General features: G+C 45.5%; 16 protein-coding genes and 1 other RNA gene. 3 read left to right on the top strand and 14 right to left on the bottom strand.

The window, feature by feature from the left end; genetic code table 11:
- Window positions 1–21 precede the first annotated feature (21 nt).
- The 9 genes from QMA13_RS01275 to QMA13_RS01235 all read right to left on the bottom strand — a co-directional run bounded on the left by QMA13_RS01275 (window position 22) and on the right by QMA13_RS01235 (window position 10,667).
- Window positions 22–846, bottom strand: a complete 825-nt coding sequence (locus QMA13_RS01275) for a carbohydrate ABC transporter permease (RefSeq protein WP_282938966.1) — start codon at window positions 844–846, stop codon at window positions 22–24.
- Between the two features lie 20 nt (window positions 847–866).
- The gene (locus QMA13_RS01270) at window positions 867–1,757 is read right to left on the bottom strand and encodes a carbohydrate ABC transporter permease (RefSeq protein ID WP_282938964.1); all 891 of its coding nucleotides are present in this window, start codon (window positions 1,755–1,757) and stop codon (window positions 867–869) included.
- Window positions 1,754–2,830, bottom strand: a complete 1,077-nt coding sequence (locus tag QMA13_RS01265; RefSeq protein ID WP_282938963.1) for an ABC transporter ATP-binding protein — start codon at window positions 2,828–2,830, stop codon at window positions 1,754–1,756. Before QMA13_RS01265 ends, QMA13_RS01270 begins: the two co-directional genes overlap by 4 nt.
- 230 nt (window positions 2,831–3,060) lie before the next feature.
- Window positions 3,061–5,058, bottom strand: coding sequence for a stalk domain-containing protein (locus tag QMA13_RS01260; RefSeq protein ID WP_282938961.1), 1,998 nt, complete (start codon window positions 5,056–5,058; stop codon window positions 3,061–3,063).
- Window positions 5,059–5,458: 400 nt separating this feature from the next.
- Complete coding sequence (locus tag QMA13_RS01255) at window positions 5,459–6,424, bottom strand: SPFH domain-containing protein (protein WP_282938960.1); 966 nt, start codon at window positions 6,422–6,424, stop codon at window positions 5,459–5,461.
- A gap of 42 nt (window positions 6,425–6,466) precedes the next feature.
- Window positions 6,467–7,255: a TPM domain-containing protein gene (locus QMA13_RS01250; RefSeq protein ID WP_282938958.1), complete on the bottom strand. Its 789-nt coding sequence runs from the start codon at window positions 7,253–7,255 to the stop codon at window positions 6,467–6,469.
- Window positions 7,252–8,283 carry a TFIIB-type zinc ribbon-containing protein gene (locus QMA13_RS01245; protein WP_282938956.1) on the bottom strand — a complete coding sequence of 344 codons (1,032 nt, stop codon included), beginning with the start codon at window positions 8,281–8,283 and terminating at the stop codon, window positions 7,252–7,254. The genes QMA13_RS01250 and QMA13_RS01245 overlap by 4 nt, the downstream gene beginning before the upstream one ends.
- A 37-nt stretch (window positions 8,284–8,320) precedes the next feature.
- Complete coding sequence (locus tag QMA13_RS01240) at window positions 8,321–9,007, bottom strand: PspA/IM30 family protein (RefSeq protein ID WP_282938954.1); 687 nt, start codon at window positions 9,005–9,007, stop codon at window positions 8,321–8,323.
- Window positions 9,008–9,350: 343 nt separating this feature from the next.
- Window positions 9,351–10,667: an ABC transporter substrate-binding protein gene (locus tag QMA13_RS01235; protein WP_282938953.1), complete on the bottom strand. Its 1,317-nt coding sequence runs from the start codon at window positions 10,665–10,667 to the stop codon at window positions 9,351–9,353.
- Window positions 10,668–10,847: 180 nt separating this feature from the next.
- On the opposite strand from QMA13_RS01235, the gene QMA13_RS01230 reads away from it, so the two are divergent.
- The 3 genes from QMA13_RS01230 to QMA13_RS01220 all read left to right on the top strand — a co-directional run bounded on the left by QMA13_RS01230 (window position 10,848) and on the right by QMA13_RS01220 (window position 12,404).
- Entirely contained in the window at window positions 10,848–11,711 is an 864-nt protein-coding gene (locus tag QMA13_RS01230; protein ID WP_282938952.1) for a helix-turn-helix domain-containing protein, read from the top strand.
- A 41-nt stretch (window positions 11,712–11,752) separates the two neighbouring features.
- Window positions 11,753–11,893, top strand: a complete 141-nt coding sequence (locus QMA13_RS01225) for an AbrB/MazE/SpoVT family DNA-binding domain-containing protein (protein ID WP_282938951.1) — start codon at window positions 11,753–11,755, stop codon at window positions 11,891–11,893.
- Between the two features lie 103 nt (window positions 11,894–11,996).
- Window positions 11,997–12,404 (top strand): type II toxin-antitoxin system death-on-curing family toxin, encoded by a 408-nt coding sequence (locus QMA13_RS01220; RefSeq protein ID WP_282938950.1) that lies wholly within the window; start codon window positions 11,997–11,999, stop codon window positions 12,402–12,404.
- Between the two features lie 172 nt (window positions 12,405–12,576).
- Here the strand turns inward: QMA13_RS01220 and QMA13_RS01215 are convergent, their stop codons facing one another.
- The 5 genes from QMA13_RS01215 to rnr form a co-directional block, all read right to left on the bottom strand.
- Window positions 12,577–14,253 carry an ORC-CDC6 family AAA ATPase gene (locus QMA13_RS01215; RefSeq protein WP_282938949.1) on the bottom strand — a complete coding sequence of 559 codons (1,677 nt, stop codon included), beginning with the start codon at window positions 14,251–14,253 and terminating at the stop codon, window positions 12,577–12,579.
- Window positions 14,250–14,945, bottom strand: a complete 696-nt coding sequence (locus QMA13_RS01210) for a hypothetical protein (RefSeq protein ID WP_282938947.1) — start codon at window positions 14,943–14,945, stop codon at window positions 14,250–14,252. Before QMA13_RS01210 ends, QMA13_RS01215 begins: the two co-directional genes overlap by 4 nt.
- A gap of 382 nt (window positions 14,946–15,327) precedes the next feature.
- Window positions 15,328–15,692: a transfer-messenger RNA gene (gene ssrA, locus QMA13_RS01205) on the bottom strand.
- Window positions 15,693–15,872: 180 nt separating this feature from the next.
- Window positions 15,873–16,355 (bottom strand): SsrA-binding protein SmpB, encoded by a 483-nt coding sequence (gene smpB, locus QMA13_RS01200; protein WP_282938945.1) that lies wholly within the window; start codon window positions 16,353–16,355, stop codon window positions 15,873–15,875.
- A gap of 87 nt (window positions 16,356–16,442) precedes the next feature.
- Complete coding sequence (gene rnr, locus QMA13_RS01195; RefSeq protein WP_282943196.1) at window positions 16,443–18,983, bottom strand: ribonuclease R; 2,541 nt, start codon at window positions 18,981–18,983, stop codon at window positions 16,443–16,445.
- Between the last annotated feature and the right edge of the window lie 15 nt (window positions 18,984–18,998).

The following is an 18,998-nucleotide window of genomic DNA, read 5'->3' as shown; positions in this document are numbered from 1 at the left end:
ATATGTTTGTATGATTAAGGGTTATCCCTTTAATCCCCCACGGGAAATTCCCTCCACGATATGTTTCTGCATGAATGCGTAAAGTACCACCATTGGCAGTACGATCATCATGGCTGCGGCCATTAGCAGCTCGTAATGCGTATTCGTCTCCGAGGTGAAAGCAATCAGGCCGACCGGCAGCGTTCGCATTTCCGCCGAGTTCGTCACGATAAGCGGCCACAGGAATGCATTCCAGGAGCCAATGGCCTTCAATAACGCAATCGTTACCAGCGCAGGGCGGCTTAGCGGCACCATAATGCGCCATAGATAGTTCCAGTCCCGGGAGCCGTCGATACGAGCCGCGTAGTACAATTCCTGCGGAATGCCGAGGAAATACTGCCGCAGCAAAAATATTGCGTAAACCGAAACGATCCAAGGGACAATCAAAGCCGGATAACGGTCGATCCAATTGAATTGGGTCAATGTGACATAGTTCGGGATCAGCAGCATTTCACCCGGAACCATCATCGTTGCTAGCAATACGGCAAACAATAGGTCCCGCCCCCAAAACTTCAACCGGGAGAACGCGAATGCAGCCAAGATCGTCGTCAGCAGCTCTCCGATTGTTGTCGTAACGGTAACCAGGATGCTATTGATAAAATATCGTCCGAACGGCGCCGCTTCCCACGCAGCAGCGTAGTTGCTCCATTGAAGCTTGGAAGGTATCCATTTCGGCGGCAGCATCGCTACTTCCGAGGGCGCCTTCAAGGATGTCGACAGCATCCACAGAAACGGTAAAATCATAACGGCGCTGCCTGCGACCAGCAGAGCGTACACGAGCAGCTTCATGAGTGGTTTGGTGCCCATTTCGTCTCCTCCCGGCCCCATCAATAGTGAACCCGTTTGCGACTGATGTACAACTGAATGAGCGTGAACAGAAGTGTCACAGCGAATAGCGCATACGATGCAGCCGCAGCAAGTCCGAATTTGGATTCCACATAAAATTTTTGAAAAATATAATACACAACCGTCATCGCACTATTTCCCGGTCCGGGGCGGCCACCGAACAAGGCGAAGATTTCATCGAACACTTTGAACGAAGCGATGACCGAAACGATCGAAATGTACATGGTCGTAGGCGACAGCATCGGCAGCGTTATCCGCCAAAATCGATGCCAGGAGCGGGCTCCGTCAACCCGGGCGGCAAGATACATCCGCTGATCTATGGACTGCAGTCCGGCCAGGAAGATGATGATGTTGTAACCGAGCCCCTTCCATACACTCAAAATGATGAGCGCAGGCATCGCCCATTCCGGCTTGGTCAGCCAACCGACCGGCGACAGCCCAAACCATCCAAGCAGGGAGTTCAGCAGCCCGTATTCGGAGTGATACATCCAGCGCCAAACCATGGATATCGCGACAACCGATGTGACAACAGGCAAAAAATACACCGAACGAAAAAACGCACGTCCTTTGATATTCGCGGTCAGCAGCAAAGCAATCATAAGGGAGATGGCCATGGTCAGCGGAACGGTTCCTAGGACAAAGATGAGCGTGTTCTTCATCGCCAGCCAAAACTCGGGATCGCTCAACATCGTCGTATAGTTATCGAGCCCTCTCTCGTATACGATGTTTTTGTAAAAGTTGTACCGGGTGTAGAAGCTGATATCGAGAGAGCTCAGAATAGGATACAGCGTAAATACGCCAATAACCGCAAGTGCCGGAAGCAGATACAGCAGTGCTTGAACTGTCGAGCGAAGGCTAGGTCGTTCATTCATAGGCGAAGCTCGCCTCCCCGAAGGGTAAACTCGCCGTGCAGCCTCAAACCGGTCGCCTTATCGAAAAAGCGTACCTTTCCATGACGTATGCCAAGCCTTATTCTCGATCCGACTTGGAGGTCCGTCTCCTGCGGTACGAATAGTCGGAGCGGGATGCCTCCACTTTCCGCGCGAAGCAGTGTATCGCGACCAATGTTCTCCACAAGAGTAACGGTTGCCTCGCAGATAGCATCCTTGTCGTTATCAGCAAGAATCCAGTCCTCCGGACGGATTCCTACCCATACATCCCTGCCGGTCGTTGGTGCATCCGTCAAAATAACCGTTTGCCCATCCTGTAGCTCCGCACCATTCATCAGATTCATCTTCGGCGAGCCGATAAATTCAGCCGTGAACACATTCTCCGGCTCGCGGTACATCGTCTGCGGTGTGCTGTCCTGCTGCAGCTTCCCGCCCTGCATAAGCACAATCCGATCGGCGATGCTCATCGCCTCTTCCTGATCATGCGTCACGAACACGGTCGTGACCCCTGTCTCTTGTTGAATGCGCCGGATTTCCTCGCGCATTTCCAGCCTGAGCCTTGCATCGAGGTTCGAGAGCGGCTCGTCCAGCAGAAGAAGCTTGGGTTCTTTAACAAGCGCCCTTGCGATCGCCACACGCTGCTGCTGGCCGCCGGACAGCTGCCCCGGCTTTCTGCCGAGCAGGTGGCCCACCTGCACCAGTTCGGCCATCGCCTGGGCGCGCTCGCGGGCTTCCCGCTTCGGCACCTTTTTCATCTGCAAGGGAAAAAGAATATTATCGAGAACGCTCATGTGCGGATAGAGCGCATAGTTCTGAAACACCATACCGATCTCCCGATCCTCCGGCTCGACCTGGTTCATCACCTGATCATCGAACTTTACGATTCCGGCAGTCGGCTTGTAGATGCCGGCCAGTACGAACAGCGAAGTGCTTTTGCCGCAGCCGCTCGGACCGAGCAGAGCAACGAGTTCACCGCTGCGGAATGTTGCGGACAGATTGTCGACGGCTTTCACTTGACCGAATTGAACGGTCACTTGATCTAATGTAATATGCAAAACCGGACTCCCTTCTATTTAGCGAGAAACCTCGCATTCTCTTGTATAACGGGCTAAGTATAATTCCCGTTCATTTTCCCTCTATTAAACGGATACAAAGAATTTGTAAAAGAAGACTGAAGTGGGGTTGTATCCTGCCCATCCTCTCCAAATACAAAAAAGCACCGATCCAATGATCGATGCTTTTTGTATTTGGAGAGGAACCATGGCTGGGTAAGCCACACAATTAGTTAATGCAGCTGCATCAGAGCAGCGTCATTGATATCGTACAGTGTACCCTGATTAGTTTGTACAAGCTGAATAATTTGCTCATAGGCCAACCCGCTTTGCGGTGCGATGGCATCGAGAGTAACCTGATTTGTCTTCAGCTCGGAGATAATCTCCTCGAGGAAGAAGCCAGCCAGCCCTTGCGAGGTGCCTTTATCGTGAACAGGGGCATCGGTTATGAAGATGATCCTTTTGGAATTCTTGCTTCCGGATAATTTCTGAATCGCCATATCGATAGCCTCCAGTCCGGATTCATCCAGATCCTCGCCACCAGATGCCACTAAATGACCTAATTGATCCTTTAACAGATCTTTATTATTAGTAAAATCGTAAAACTCAAAATCAGGATTATAAAGGTCCACATAATTAATATCGCGATAAGCAACAATAGCAAAATTAGAACCAGACGGGACGGAATCTACGAAGCTTTTGACCGTTTCCTTCACATAGTCTATGACTTCACCCATACTGCCTGTAACGTCAATGACGAATACGATATCCGAAGGTTCGGTAATCCCCTTCGATATTTCTTGTAAAATCGGCGAAGACGGGGACGGCTCCGACGATTCTTGTACTTCTTCCCCGGCAGAAGTTTGCTCGCTTTCAGCAGATGTAGAGATAACCGGCTTATTTTGAAAAACAATAACGGATTGAGCCGCCTCGTTCCACTCTACAAGCCCTCCGAGCGCCTCGCTTACGAATCGAACGGGAACCATGGTGTTTCCATTGATTAATTGCGCGGCCGCATTCAAAGTCACAGGAGAACCATTCACATAAGCTATATTGGAACCAATCGTTAATACGATAGTTTTGCCTTCTTTTGTCGCGGTGACGGTTTGAGTAGAGCTATTCCATTCAACAGCGGCTCCAAGTGATTCGAAAATGGCCCGAAGCGGAACAAGCACACTTCCATTCCAATTCACTGGCGCCTGCTCATAGGCTTGCAATTTCCCTTCAATATAGACCTGAATAGTGGGAGACCCATTGCTAATAGGAACGAATTGAGGGATCGATGCAGCCGAGCCTCCTGATTGATTGACTGTTTTCAAATAAAAGTAATATCCCCCCGGTTGCAGCCCAAGCTTGCTCAATGAATAGGTTGAAGGATAATTTGAGTTGACCCGAATTCTTTTAACGAGTTTTCCGTTTGCGCTTTTGATCATTACATACGTAGTATAAGCTGGTCCCGATGCTGCAGCTTTCATATTCACGGTAAATGTATGATCCGGGTTTAGCGTAATCGTTCCGGGATAGCTTTCTCCGCCGGGTACTTGAAATTCCGGTTTAACGGCGGGGGAAGGTGCTGCAACTGGTTCTTTCGGTGCAGGTTTCCCTTGAGATGGCTGGATACCGCCGACGGAGGTTTTAGGAAAATAAAAATACATTTTCGACTTGGCGCTCGGTGCCCGACGTTTATCTGATATCGTGACAGAATGATTCTCATGGTTAAAGGTGAATTCCGAAGAAGGAACTTTTGACCCATCTATGAATAAGCTGACACTTTTACTAGAGTTGATAATATAACGAGTAGTTACGTTAAAGACCCGCGTTGCACCATCCCCATTAGCAAGGGCATTTCCAATACTGGCTACGCCCGATACCCCTTCTTCCCATTCAAAAGTAGGGCGGATCAAGTATTTCATAGATATTTCAGCCCCCATGTCGGGTGCTTTACGCATCGTTATAGTATAGTTCTCATAATCTACCGTATACTCTGTCGGCTGTATTTCACGAGAATTAATAAACAAGCGAAGCTCGGTATTGGCAGCCGTAATGGGATTACCGGGTGTGAATGTAAAAGTGCGCTCCTTCCCATCTCCATCCTTAAGGATGTTGACTAGGTAATCACCCTCTCTAAAATCAAGCCGGTCACTCGCACTTGCTGCCCCCGCACGAATATCCAAGCCCCCCAAAAGCAATACAAAAACAATAAACAAACTAATCATGTTTCTACACTTCATCTTCTTCACTCCATTATGCATAGCATTGTTGATTAATCTGCGCTTGTTCCACTATGTGGAAGTAGAGTCGCCACCTCACTTTACCATATCAAGGAATGTTTTTCTAATATAAACCATTAAATTGGCAGTGTCAGTCTGCTGCCGTTATACATTTTTTAAGAATGATTTGCTCATTTTTGATTAGATTGTTCCTCCAGCCCCCTCAACGGCAAGCGGACTGAAACCCTATCCGAAGAATGACACCGCACAGGCATCTACGGGTGCATTGGCAGTTTTGATGTCTCCCAAGCAAACTCGCTACAATCTACTAGTATAAAAAAATACAACCCCATCCTCATACGGATAAGGTTGCCAATTGTAGAACATTCAGCCCTCTATCAAGTTCATGAATCCATGTTAATTAGCTCAGCTTTTGACCACAATTCGGACAGAAGTTAGCTCCTTCGTTTTTCGTTCCACAGTTCGGACAGAAGTTAGGCTTGCTTCCCCCTTGAGAGGAAGAAGAAGGCGTCTGAGTTTGATTCTGATTCATATTTTTCATCATTTCATTCGCTATGTTCATTCCCATCATCATGCCAGCCACGTCCGAAGCCGTTCCACCGCCATGTGATTTACCGGAAGCCATGGCATCGGTCATGCTTACCTGTTGATATTTCTGCAAGTTGCCTATCATTTCGTGAGAGGCCGTCTTCGTAATCATATCCTGGATTTCTTGAGGATAATTAAAGCTCATCACTTGAAAGCCCGTAATGGTCATTCCATGATCCAATACTTCCATATCCAGATCCTCACGAATACCTCTGGCAATATCGGATGCATTCGCTTGGAGATTGAACATGTCCTTCCCTTCTCTGCTGATCCATTTCATTAGGAGTTGATCCAATACCGAGGTGATACGAATTTTAATATCCTCAACTAGGTAGCTGTCTTTCATCCCGGCAATTTTATCGATCAGCCTAACATAATCGTTCACTTTAAAATTGAACGTCCCGTTCGCGCGTATCGGCATGCCGCCTGGAAGCTGCGGAGTTGGAATTAGAACAGGATTTTGCGTCCCCCATTTAACGGTAAACTCCTTCGTGTTCACAAATAATACTTCCACTCTCATGCCACTATTGAAGCCGAATTTGAACCCTTTTAAAGTCGATAAGAAAGGAATGATATCCGAATCAATCTGATACTCTCCATCATCCTGAAATATCCCCTCGATCTTACCATTATTCACGAATATGGCGTCTTGACCCGGGCGGATAATCAGTTTGCTGCCTTTCTTAATCTCCCGATTGCTCCACTTCCAAAAAATCATATCATCTCTAAACTCTTCCCATTCCACAACGTTCGAAAATTGATTTTTGAAAAATCCCATAGAAAAATGCCCCTTCCCATTGGTCATGAACTCAACACTTGATTAAAACTTGCCTCTACTGCCGCTATGCGAATGTCCGCCTCCGGAGATACCTCCTCCTCCGCCTCCAGAGCTCCTGCCAGAGCTTTTTTCAATTTTATGCTTCGTTACGGTTGTTCGAATGTACTGATCCTGCCGATCCAGAATTCCTGAACTGCTTGCATCCTCATAGGTTTGCCGATTTACGGTGACGCGTCCGCCGGAGCGATAGGCCATTATTCCAACAGCAATACCTCCAATAGCCAAAGCCCCTCCCAATTGAAACCATATATTAAACAGCACATTATCCGGATTCACTCCAGGCTTGAAGCCCATATATTTATAGGAGATTTTGATATAGGTTTCGAATGCCTGTTTATAATCGCCGCTTGATAGATCAGATGTAATCTTACCCCGTATTTTATCAAGCCTGCCATCGCCCAGAACCTGCTCAGCCTTATAAAATCCAGCCAAATACACGTCACGGTTTCTCATATCCAGTGTCAAAATGACTGCATTACCATGGGACTTGTCGTACCCGGGTCCATGCTCATCATAAAAATTCTCTGTCATCTTTTGGACATCTACATTTTGGTCGTTATTAGAAGTAATGATGATAATATCCGTTTCTCTTTTGGCCCCGTATTGATTAGCCATTGTATTGAGTTCCTGATATTGTTCAGGAGTAAGCAGCTTCGCATCATCATAGATCAATGTTTTTTCTTCCATTGCTGCCGCCATGATTGGAGCAGGAACGGCCAGATACATCAGGAGGAAGAACAGAACGGCCAGAAAAGCACCTTGCCTTCTCACAGGAACCCTCCCCCCATCATCCAAGAGATTATTTTTAATGACAGGAAGGAGACGCTAGAAATACCAGCAAACCATGCTGCCACCTTCATCTTGCTTATCGGAGGCTTGCCGACGACCTTGCCCGTCTGACCATTCATGGCAAACGTGTACTCCAGTCTATTATAATCATAGTGAACCACCCATACCGGAAGCAAACAATAGTCTACGTTCTTTACCATTGTATCAATATCCTTATTCGTAAAATGAACAGTAGAATATTCTGACACAGCTGACGAAATGGAAGCTTCAATGTACTCTCTGATTTTATTTTTCGCCCGTGGTAACATTTCCGTATCCGTATAACTGTATTTCTCCGCAACGTAACCTGCCAGATAGGGAGTTTTAAAATGCTTCAATTGATCATAGTGAAAAGGCTCCAGCCTATCCATAAGCGTATCATTCATCTTCTCCGACGAATCAATGGGCACCTTCAAATAATTCAATTGAAGTTTGCGATAGATGTCAAAATGCTGCGTTTCCGTGTATCGGTAATCCGCGTCTGCATATGTTCTAACTCTCGTGGCTTGACCGTTTACCCTCACTTTGTTGTGTAATTCATATAGCCAGAAGGGGATATACATTCCGGTCATCCCTTTAATACGATCTGCGGTCATAAAGCCACTCGGAGTAAGAAGACCGTTTCTGCACCATTTTCGGAAAGCCTCTATCGCCTTCTCCTTGCTGATTGTGAAAGGAATGACCAAGCCCGGAGCCAGCTTCCCACTCAAGCGATCGCCAAGAACAACAGCCGAGCCGCAAAAGCTGCAAACGGTTGCCGCCGTTTCCTTTTCGGTGATAACGATTGCTCCGCAGCTAGTACAGTGATATTCCTGAACCTCATCTGGAGAACTATCCTGCTGGCCAAGGGGATCAGGGATCTGCTCGATATTATCCTTTCTCCCACAGCTATGACATGATAACATCCCCGTCTCAGAGTCAAAGACCATGCCGCTGCCACAGTTAGGACATTTATATTCAATAACGTTCATTGGTTCACCTCAATGACATAAGGAATAGCAAAGAACTCTATTCCTTTTTAATTTTTGCTCGGATTGCAGCCAGCTCATCCTCGGGCTTGGGCAGACTCACCGTATTGGCAGGTGTATTCGAATTCTTCTCCATCTCTTCCAGCAGTGTGTCCAGGTCATCCTCTTTCGTTCCAGCCCTCAGTTCAGCCAGTGCCTCAACTTCATTCAAAGCTTGATCGGTCCGTTCCTCCATCGCTCGAAATGAGGCCTGAACATCTCCAGAAGAGGAGCGACCCTGCTGCAGCTTCGCAGCGGCCAGCTTCCCTTTAAGCTCTATCTGCCGAGCCTCCAGCTGTCCCAGATCCGATATAAGCTTATCCTGCATTTGTTTCATGTTTGCAGCATGGGTGGAAGCAAGATCATAAGCCGCCTGCAGCTCGATTAACCTCTCGCTTAACTTCGCTTTCTTCTCCAGAAATTTCAAAGCGTCATCCTCATTGCCCGCTTCTACAGATTTCTCCGCATATCGCTGCAGCTTCTTGATCTCGGCATTGCACTCATCAAGTTGCGTCTTAGCTCTTCGCTCATCTGCGAGCACGGTAGCTGTTTCGGATTTTACCTTCCCTAGATCGCTGTTCAAGCTCCGCATATATTCATCGATCGTCTTCTCCAGATCATCGTTATGCTCTAGTATGGAGTTGATATTGACTTTCATAATATCCCTTAATCTTGATAAGATTCCCATGATACTCCGCTCCCTTCACGTTAATCCTTTATTTTAATAATACAATAATTTAAGGAAAAAGGTTTCGATGAATTAGATAATATGTTATTTGATTCAAATATTAGTAGTCCATTTATTATTTAGGTGCCTTCACTTCACCTTGGTGTAAGACATAACAAAAGCCCAACTACATGAAATGGAACTTATTTGGGGGGAGTATCGAAATTCTATTAATTTGCTCACGCTGCGAACTCGACGATGACAACCTAAGCGGTAAATTTCGATGCCGTCCTCCCTCCCATGTGCAAAGAAAAATCCCCGGGAGCTTTTCCCGAGGATGCGAAGCGTGGATAGTCACGCCATATTAGTTTCCGGTTTGCGATCGAACGTAATTATTAATTTCCTCCTCGGCTTCACGAAGCGCCGTATTCGTATCTTTTGCGCCGTCAACATACTGCCTGAAGTAACTTTCCAGGATGCTGACAGCTTTGGAGTAGAAGATTGATAACCGCGGCGCAGGCGCAGGCTTGCTCTTGAAGATGCCTTCTATATGTTTTCCTTTCAAAATAGGCATATCCGCACCGTAAGCCTGCTGGAATTTCGGATCGTTCAGCAGCGAAATGCGTCCGGTCTTTTTCGTAGCGATCATTTGCACTTCGTCCGAAAATAGAACTTCGAGCACTTTCATCGCTTCTTCTTTGTGTTGGCTTGTTTTGCTGATGGACATGATGTGTAAGTCGTACATCCCGGCAACATTAGGTTTATCCTTATAGCTCGGATACTGAACAACATCCCAATTGTATTCGGGAGCTTGTGCGATGTAAGGGAACATATTGACGGTTGCCGTCATGGCGACTGTTTTGTCTTTGATAAAAGAGTCGTATGTGCTAGTCCCCCATTTAGGCGGTTTGTTCTCAGGTAAGGCGTATACATCCTTGCCCAATTCAAACAGCTTTTTATAAGTTTCGTAGTTGGCGCTGATGGTTGTTTTATGGGTCGTGGCGTCAACTATATTTAAGGACAAAGGAAAACTCATTCTTTGGATGCTTTCCGGATCCAGTCCACGATAAGCAACGCCGTTTTCCGTCCTTGTTAACTTTTTGGATAGCTGGATCACATCTTCCCAGGTCATGCCATCCTTCGGATACTCGACTCCGAATTTATCAAAAATGTCCTTATTGTAGTAAAGAGCGTTAAACTGTCTGTTGTAAGGCAGACCATACAGCTTCCCGTCGTTGGAAATGTTTTTGATGGTCTCGAGCGCTTGCTGGTCGAAACGGCTTAAGTCAGAACCATTTGCTTTCGCCAACGGCGTCAGATCCTCGAATACTTTCAGGTCCATTGCCGCAGACATGCTGCCATTCCAGGTTGTGATCAGGTCCAATTGACTTCCTGAAGCTACATGATTTTGCAAATCATTTTTGGTTCTGTCTATCACCTGAACAGTAATATAAGGATATTTTCGGTGCAGCGGCTCATTAATCATAAGCTCCAAGTCTTCTGGTGTAATCATTTGGCCCGGGTGCAGCATTAATGTCACAGGTTCGTGATGTTCTTCGGTCTTCCCTGCACTGGTGACCGGAGAAGCGCCCGAATCCGAGCTCCCTGAACTGCAACCCGCCAACAGACTGGTTAAAAGAATAACCGATAATGCATATCCCATTTTCAACTTCGCTTTCATTGGTTTCAATCCCCTCATTCAAGTTTTACAAAACCTTAATAAAGTGGAGAAAATTGCAGCAAAATTTGAATATTCACAATATGTATTGCCTTGCACAAATTGAATATTATAATAGATTTAAATGGACCTCAATGGTAATGAATTATCATGAATGGGTAAAAAATTGCAAGGAGATACGATATGAGTGTTTACGGTTTTCAATTCAAAGACGGTCCGTCTACACCTTTTGCTGAAATCGTTTATGTAGGCCGGGAAAAGCGGACCACGAATTACTATTGGGATGGGTTGCAGAGGGTTACAAACCATCAATGCATTTTTCAATACACGCTTGCCGGAAGAGGGGAAGTTCGCATCGGGACTCAAACATACTCGCTCGAACGAAATTCTGCCTTTCTAGTCGTAACCGGAACCGACCACCAATATTACCTTCCACAAGACAGCGAATGTTGGGAGTTTATCTTTATTACCTTAATGGGGCCGGAAGCTTTGGAGTGCTGGTCCGCTGTCCAAAATCATTCAGGACCCGTGGTTCATTTCGATCCTGACTCGCCCGTGATTCGCACACTGGAACACATTTATCTGGAAGCGAGCAAAAAGTCCATCACCAATGGCTACAAAGCATCGGGATTCGCTGCCCAGTTTGTAATGGAAGTTTACCAGTCCCTTAAATATAATCAGGCATCGCCGGATACTTGGCCCGAAGTTGTTATAAAAGCGTTAAAGCTGATTCACGAGAATTACGCGGTCATCAACAGCATTGAGGAACTAAGCCGGTCGCTTGGCATCTCCAAGTACAAATTTTCGAGATTGTTTCACGCAACATGCGGCATGACGGCTATGCAGTATTTAACAAAAACTCGCATGGAAAAAGCAATGGAGCTGCTTCGCCAAACCAAACTCAATTTGGGTGAAATCGCACGGCTCACGGGGTATTCGGACGAGAACTACTTTAATAAAGTGTTCCGCAAGCTGATGGGTGTATCTCCAGGCAAATTTCGCTCAAGCAAACAAACGATCCGCGTCGATCATATTTCGTTTAATTAAAGAGTGGCAGTCGGTATATGCTGTGAAAAGGAGTGAACCCTATGGAACGGAAAGTATCAAAGTTTGGTAACAGTCTAGGTATCACCATGACAGATGCGTTAAGACAGATTGGCCTAGAAGCTGGTGATTCAGTTCAGGTTGATGTTCGAGAAAAGGATGGGGAGATCGTCATCAAGAGCTAAACAAGGTGTCTCTACCGTCTGGGAATAGTCCTGATTTTCTCAATACTCTTAACCAAGTCATGAATGAGCATGATGAAACACTGAGAAAACTTAAGGATCGATAATGAATACGTTTCGATATCTATCCAGTCAAGAGGTCATCGCTATCCATGTTGCTATGATTCAGCGATATAGTCCTGGTGAACACATTGGCGTAAAGAGCAACAACTTATTAGAGTCAGCCGTTCAACGACCCATGTCATCAGCCTTCGGAGATGATGCATATCCTACGGTCTTTGAAAAAGCAGCGGCACTATTTGAGTCTTTAGGACAAAATCATCCCTTCCAGTATGCTAATAAACGAACAGCATTCACAGCACTCGTCATTTATCTGAGATACAATGATTATGTATTCACCATGGAGACGATGAAAGCGGAGGATTTTAACGTAGATATGGTGAATCATCATAAATACTCATATACTGAACTTGTAGAGATCATTAGGGGGCATGCTCATAAGGTGCGCACCTAACCGTGAGTTTTCAATTAAGTGCTCCCTACGCGAGGACTGAACCCCTTAGCGGGGATCTCCTCCCCTCAAGATCTCCATAAAGCAAAAAGCACCGACCTCAGAGGTCGATGCTTTTTTGTACTTTATGGAGACGAACCGTGGCGGCCCAGCAAATCCACAATTCGCCGTACAATTAACCTGAGATATATTCGATTGTTGCATTAAAAGTGATATTAAAAATTCTTCTAGATTTTGTTTTCCCGATGCCAAATGCCCTTTGTAAGTCTTCCTCAGTCCCACTTAAAATATCTTCAATTGTATTAAAACCAGCTTGTTTAATTGTATCCCTTTGAAAACTTGTAATATCTAATCCATCTACAGATTGCTTCATAATATCTTGAAGTATTTCTGAAAAGTTTGTAATATCATCTGAAACTGTTAATTCATCAGTTTTTTCATAGGACGGTGAATTCATACCATATTCTGAGTATAGTTTTATTGATAATCCCGAAATTATTTCTTTACATCTTGCAGAAGGAGTTTGTTCGTTAGCCAGAACAATACCAAGGTTTATTTGGTACCTATCAAATATTTTACCACCAACTTTTGTTCCTTCAGTATGCAATTGTACAATACCTGAGTATTCTAAAATTCTTATTGATGTTTTTACCGCTTCCGGTGCATCACGGTGTATTGCGAAAAATATTGTTTGTTGTCTTACTCCCTTATCGTTTCTCGACATATTTTTGTTTGATGTTTCAATTAAAACTTTACCTTCAAGAAAATCCCTTCCCCAATCAATAAATGGCTTGTGCCCTTTGTATACTTCACCAAGTTTTGTATGGTCATTCCAAATATCAGTCCTAAAAAAGCTTTTAATTGTATTATTAACATTCTGTAGGCTCAAGCTTTTCAACCCATTACTTGCCATGTATAAACTCTTTAGTAAAAGCCTAGGGTTACCTGATGAAGCATAAATCAGAGTATTAAGATTTTCACCATTGGCTTCGAAAATTCTATAAACATTTTCATCAACTTGATTTTTCACAATATCTCTCATTAATGAAATATAGTCAGGATCAGTTAGATCCCTCTCAATCCTCACAACTCTAGCATCATGAAATTTCTGAAATGTAGAACCATAAGATGTTATCCCAGGATAAACGGCTGCCTTACAGCTTATATAAGGCGATCTTAAATCCCTGAATAAGGTAAAAAACTCTCTTTGTTGAAATGGAATGAAATTATGACAAGCTTCATCAAATAGTAATATTATTTTCTTAATTCTAAGTGTTCTACAAATGTCCTCAATTAATGCCTTGAAGTAATCCATCTCATTAAGTATTCCCACATAACGGGTATTTTTTCCGAAGAGTTTGTCGATTTCCTGAGCCAAATCTACTTTTCTACTGGTCCAAGAATTTTCTAATAATACATTGAATTTTTCAAGCTTTTTCGTAATATCATCATCAGGCATCTGGATATTAAAATAGCTTTGAAATATTCCCAGATCATTAACAATATTGCATAAACGAACTACTTTTCTTTTTAATGCAAATAATATCTTAGAAATCATCCACTGCCTAAAATAATTTCTGTCTTCCAGAGACTCTAGAAACATTGCTTTATTAAAGCTAACCATTACCGCAAGAACTTTATTTTCCTGAAAACTATCATCTAGTTTTTTCTCAGTAATTCTTAATAACATAGTTTTACCAGTTCCCCGGCTACCTACTAAAAGAACTGGTTCTTGACTCATTAAGCTTTTTACGTTCTGCTTGTCCATTTCAGACTCAACATATATATCATTTAATTCTTCATCTTTTATGTCTTCAGTACGATAAATAAACCCATTTATGTCGTAGTTCACGCAATCTCTCCTTGAAAATATATTTTGGCAATTTCATTTGTACTAACTGATTTCTCTTCAATAAAATCTAGTTGCCTTTCATTAAATCGTAACACCATATAAACAATTATTAGTTTAGAAACTTTTATATAAGTCTTTGCAAATTCTTCAAACTTACTTTGATCAAACGTTATCTGCTGGCTATGTAGTGTATGCATAAATTCATATTTCCCATGTACATATTCAGAACAACTTCTATACGCCTCTTGGACTTCTTCTATGAATTTTTCCTCTTTGAAGTTTTTCTTGAATAATCTTACATACTTTTTACTTAATACCCCAACCTCATTGTCTTGTAATAAACTCCATTTCATGTCAAAATCGTTCTTCTTCCATTGCAAATATCTATAATTATTATCCACGAAATAAAAAAAGCTCAGGCCTAACTCTAAAGCACTCCTAAGGCAAATAAAAGCATTTCTATACATCCCATTTGAACCAATATAAATGGATGATAATAGATCATAATTTACTTCCTTAAGTACAGGAATACAGCTTATATCCGATAATTTCTCAGACCAATAGTACAAGAGATTTAAATGCTCTATCATCTCGTTTATTAAGGCTGCATTTTCTGAAATACATCTTTGAAAATTTTGGTTCAAAGATTCTGATGTCTTTATTAATACATCGGTAAGAGTAATTGTTTTCAATCAATTCTTCCCCTTGCTTTTAACATTATAAAACATATATATACAAAGTATTCCATGAATCAGCCTTGTTTTCAAGAACCTACAGTGAAAATTGTTCTTTTTTTATACTGAATTAAACGAAAAGAGCCTGTCACCGAAATGACAAGGCTCCTTTTCGTTTTTGTGGATTTGAAGTATGGAGACGAGGGGAGTATCGAAATCTTCATCCCCCTGCTCACGATGCCAATTCGACGAAGACTATCTTAGCGGTAGATTTCGATGCCGTGCTCCCTCCGCTTCGCTCCAGTCCGCGCGGACTGAACCCCTTGCAGGGCTTCGCCTCCCTCCTTGCGTCTCCAAATGCAAAAAAGCATCAACCGAATGGTCGATGCTTTTTTGTACTTTATGGAGACGAGGGGAGTCGAACCCCTGTCCGAAGATAACGCCACATAGGCTTCTACGGGTGTAGTCACAGTTTTGATGTCACCCGAGCAGCGCCCCGTAACCGGCTCTGCGTTGGGTCAGCCTGATTATCTTCTTCAGCTAGCCGCAGGCGGAGACTAGACAGCGTATCCCACTAAAGGTTGAGCCCCTATCCCGCCACATGGGCGATGGAGAGTAGAAGCACGCTCACAGGTTATTAAGCTGCGAAAGCGTAGTTTTGTTGTTGTTTGCCATTTAATAGGCTTTAGCGTTGATGAAGTGGACGCGTCCCCACTACCCGCTACCCATGCTCGAACTATCCCCGTCGAATCCAAGAACGTCCCCGCATAGGTGGGCTTTCTGCCAGGAAAGCCGCAATAGATAAAGCATGCATCCGCTTGTGATGCTTACTTAGTATAACACATTTTAATATAAAATGAAGCATGACTTACTGGAAGTCAATCCAGTCTATAACCAATCGTTGTTTTTTCCGAAGTTAGCGCTCGTAACTGCGAAGTTCCCAGCCTACCGAGCAACCTTCTGCTTCTCACGAAGCGCACGTTGGATATCCCGTTGTGCATCACGCTTAGCAGCCGTATCCCGTTTGTCGTACTGCTTCTTGCCTCGACCTAGTCCGATCAGCAGCTTGGCATAGCCATTGCGCACGTAGATCTTCAGCGGCACCAGCGTATAGCCTTCCTGCTTGGCTAATCCGAGCAGTTTCTTGATTTGATCCTTTCTTAGCAGAAGCTTACGCGTTCTTGTAGGATCATCAGGGTTGTACCGGTTTCCTTGCTCGAACGGACTGATATGCACATTATGGATGAAGGCCTCACCATTACGGATAGTAGCAAATGCATCGCCAATATTGGCTCTCCCCAACCGCAGTGATTTGATCTCCGTACCTGTCAGCACCATACCGCATTCGTAAGTATCTTCAATGAAATAATCATGGGAAGCTTTCTTGTTCTGCGCAAGAACCTTACCATCGGCTTTCTTCGTACTCATCGATCCTCACTCCTTCCCTACAGCGCTCCGAAAAAGGGATTGGAGTTCATTTTACCAAACTCCAATCCCCCGAAGCAAGCGAAAAAACTACTTTTTCGCCAGCTTTTTCTTGCGCTTGCGCGGCCCAGGACGCCCGCCTTCGGCAGCTGGCCCCTTGCCGGTGCCCTGCGCCTCCAGCGCACGCGCCTTGGCAGCCTCGACACCGGTGCCCCGTGAGGCACCGCCGGACATGGCTGCCCCGCCGCTAGCGCTGCCTTTACGCGGCCGTGCGCTCTTGCTGCCGGACGCGCCTTTGCTTGCGCTGGCGCCTGCGCCCGACTTGCTGCGCTTGCCGCCACGCGCGGCTTCGGCTGCTCCGCGCTCGCGGTCTCCGCCGCGGCCACCACGCCCTCCGCGTCCGCCAGCTCCAGCTGCTTCGCCACGACGTCCGCGAGGCTTATCGCCCCGACGCGCGCCTTTGAGTGCGTCGACCAAGCTCACCTTCTGCTTCCGCGGCTTCATATCCACCAACTCAAAATCGATGGTGTGTTCCTCCATGCTGACGCGGGAGATGCGTACTTTCACTTCATCGCCGAGGCGATAAATTTTGGACGTACGCTCTCCGATCAGCGCATGCTGCGCCTCATGGTAGTGATAATAATCGTCGTGCATATCGCTTAGTCGAATCAAGCCCTCAACCGTATTATCCAGCTCGACGAAAATCCCGAAGTTCGTCACGCTGCTAATAATGCCCTCGAACTCTTCACCGACTTTATCCATCATGAACTCAGCCTTTTTCAAGGCTTCGGTTTCCCGCTCAGCATCGACAGAGGCGCGCTCACGCTCGGAAGATTGCTTAGCAATATCCTCCATTCGCCCAGCCAAATATTCTAAGCGCTTATCATCCAACGTACCGGTTTCCAGCACCTCACGAATGACACGGTGAATAATCAAATCCGGATACCGCCGAATAGGAGACGTGAAGTGGGAATAAAATTCCGCCGCAAGCCCGAAATGACCCAAGCTTTGCGCGTCATAGCGCGCCTGCTTCATAGAGCGAAGCATAACGGTGCTAATGACCGTCTCTTCCTTCGTTCCTTTAATCTCTTCAAGCAGTGATTGAAGCGCACGCGGATGCACCGTATTTCCTTTACCGCGAACCACGTAGCCGAAGTTTGTAATGAACTCCATAAAATGCGCCAGCTTCTCCGCATCCGGGTCCTCATGAATCCGGTATAGGAATGGAACCTTCAACCAGTGGAAGTGCTCTGCCACCGTTTCATTGGCCGCCAGCATGAATTCCTCAATAATCATCTCCGCGATGGTACGGTCTCTTTTGATAATATCCGTTGGCTTCCCGTTCTCATCGACCAGAATCTTCGATTCCTGAAAATCGAAGTCGATAGCTCCGCGATTCATCCGACGGCTGCGCAGCTTCATCGCCAGCTCTTCCATCAGCTTGAAGTCATCCATCAAATAAGCGTAACGCTCAACCAGCTCTTCTTCTGCTTCGCCGGTTAGCAGCTTGCGCACATTTGAATAGGTCATACGCTCGCTCGTCTTGATTACGCTCGTGAAAATATCATGCCGGACGACATTCAAGCTCGGATCAAACTCCATCTCACAGGACATCGTCAACCGATCGACCTGCGGATTTAGCGAGCAGATCCCATTAGATAGCCGGTGCGGCAGCATCGGGATAACCCGGTCCACCAAATACACGCTGCAGCCGCGATTATAAGCCTCTCTGTCAAGCGGAGTGCCTTCCCGAACGTAGTAGCTTACGTCAGCAATATGCACGCCCAGAACATAGTTTCCGTTCGGCAGACGCTCTACATTGACCGCATCGTCCAAATCCTTGGCATCTTCACCGTCAATCGTCACGATACGTTTATTGCGCAAATCGCGTCGTCCAACCAGATCGCTCTCCGAGATCACCTCAGGCACTTCCATCGCTTGTTCCATCACTTCATCAGGGAACGCTTCCGGAAGCATATGTTTACGAATAATGGAAATAATATCGACTCCCGGATCATTTTTATGACCCAAAATTTCGATAACTTCCCCTTCCGCTGCTGCGCGGCCTTCAGGATATGAGACGATATTGACGACGACCTTATGTCCGTCCATCGCTCCATTAAAAGCATGCTTAGGAACAAAAATATCCCGTATCACTCTTTTATCGTCGGGAACAACAAAGCCGTATCCGCCTTCATGAGCTTGAAACAAGCCGACCATTTGCGTGTTAGCCCGAGTAACTACCCGAACAACCTCACCTTCCAGCTTGCCGCCATGCGTGCTTTTGGAAGTAATCCGAACCAGAATAATGTCCCCGTTCATCGCACCAGCCATATCATTGGCATGAATGTACACATCCGGGTGGTCCCGATCCTCAGGAATGAGGAAACCGAAGCCTTTAGCATGAGCCTGCAGCTTGCCTCTCAGCAAGTTCATCCTTTCAGGCACGCCGTATCGCTCTGTCCGTGTACGCAAAATCAGGCCTTCATTTTCCAATTCGTTCAACAGCTTAAGGAATTCCTTGAAATCCTGCGCACTGTCAATATGAAAATGCTTTTCCAACTCCTGATATGTCATCGGCTTGTAAGCCGTTTCCTTCATAAAATCCAAAACCGATTCTCTTGTAATCAACATTTCACCTTCCTT

Origin of the sequence: Paenibacillus sp. RC67, assembly GCF_030020805.1 — a bacterium.
GTDB lineage: Bacteria > Bacillota > Bacilli > Paenibacillales > NBRC-103111 > Paenibacillus_S.
This window is presented reverse-complemented; position numbering and strand designations above follow the sequence as displayed.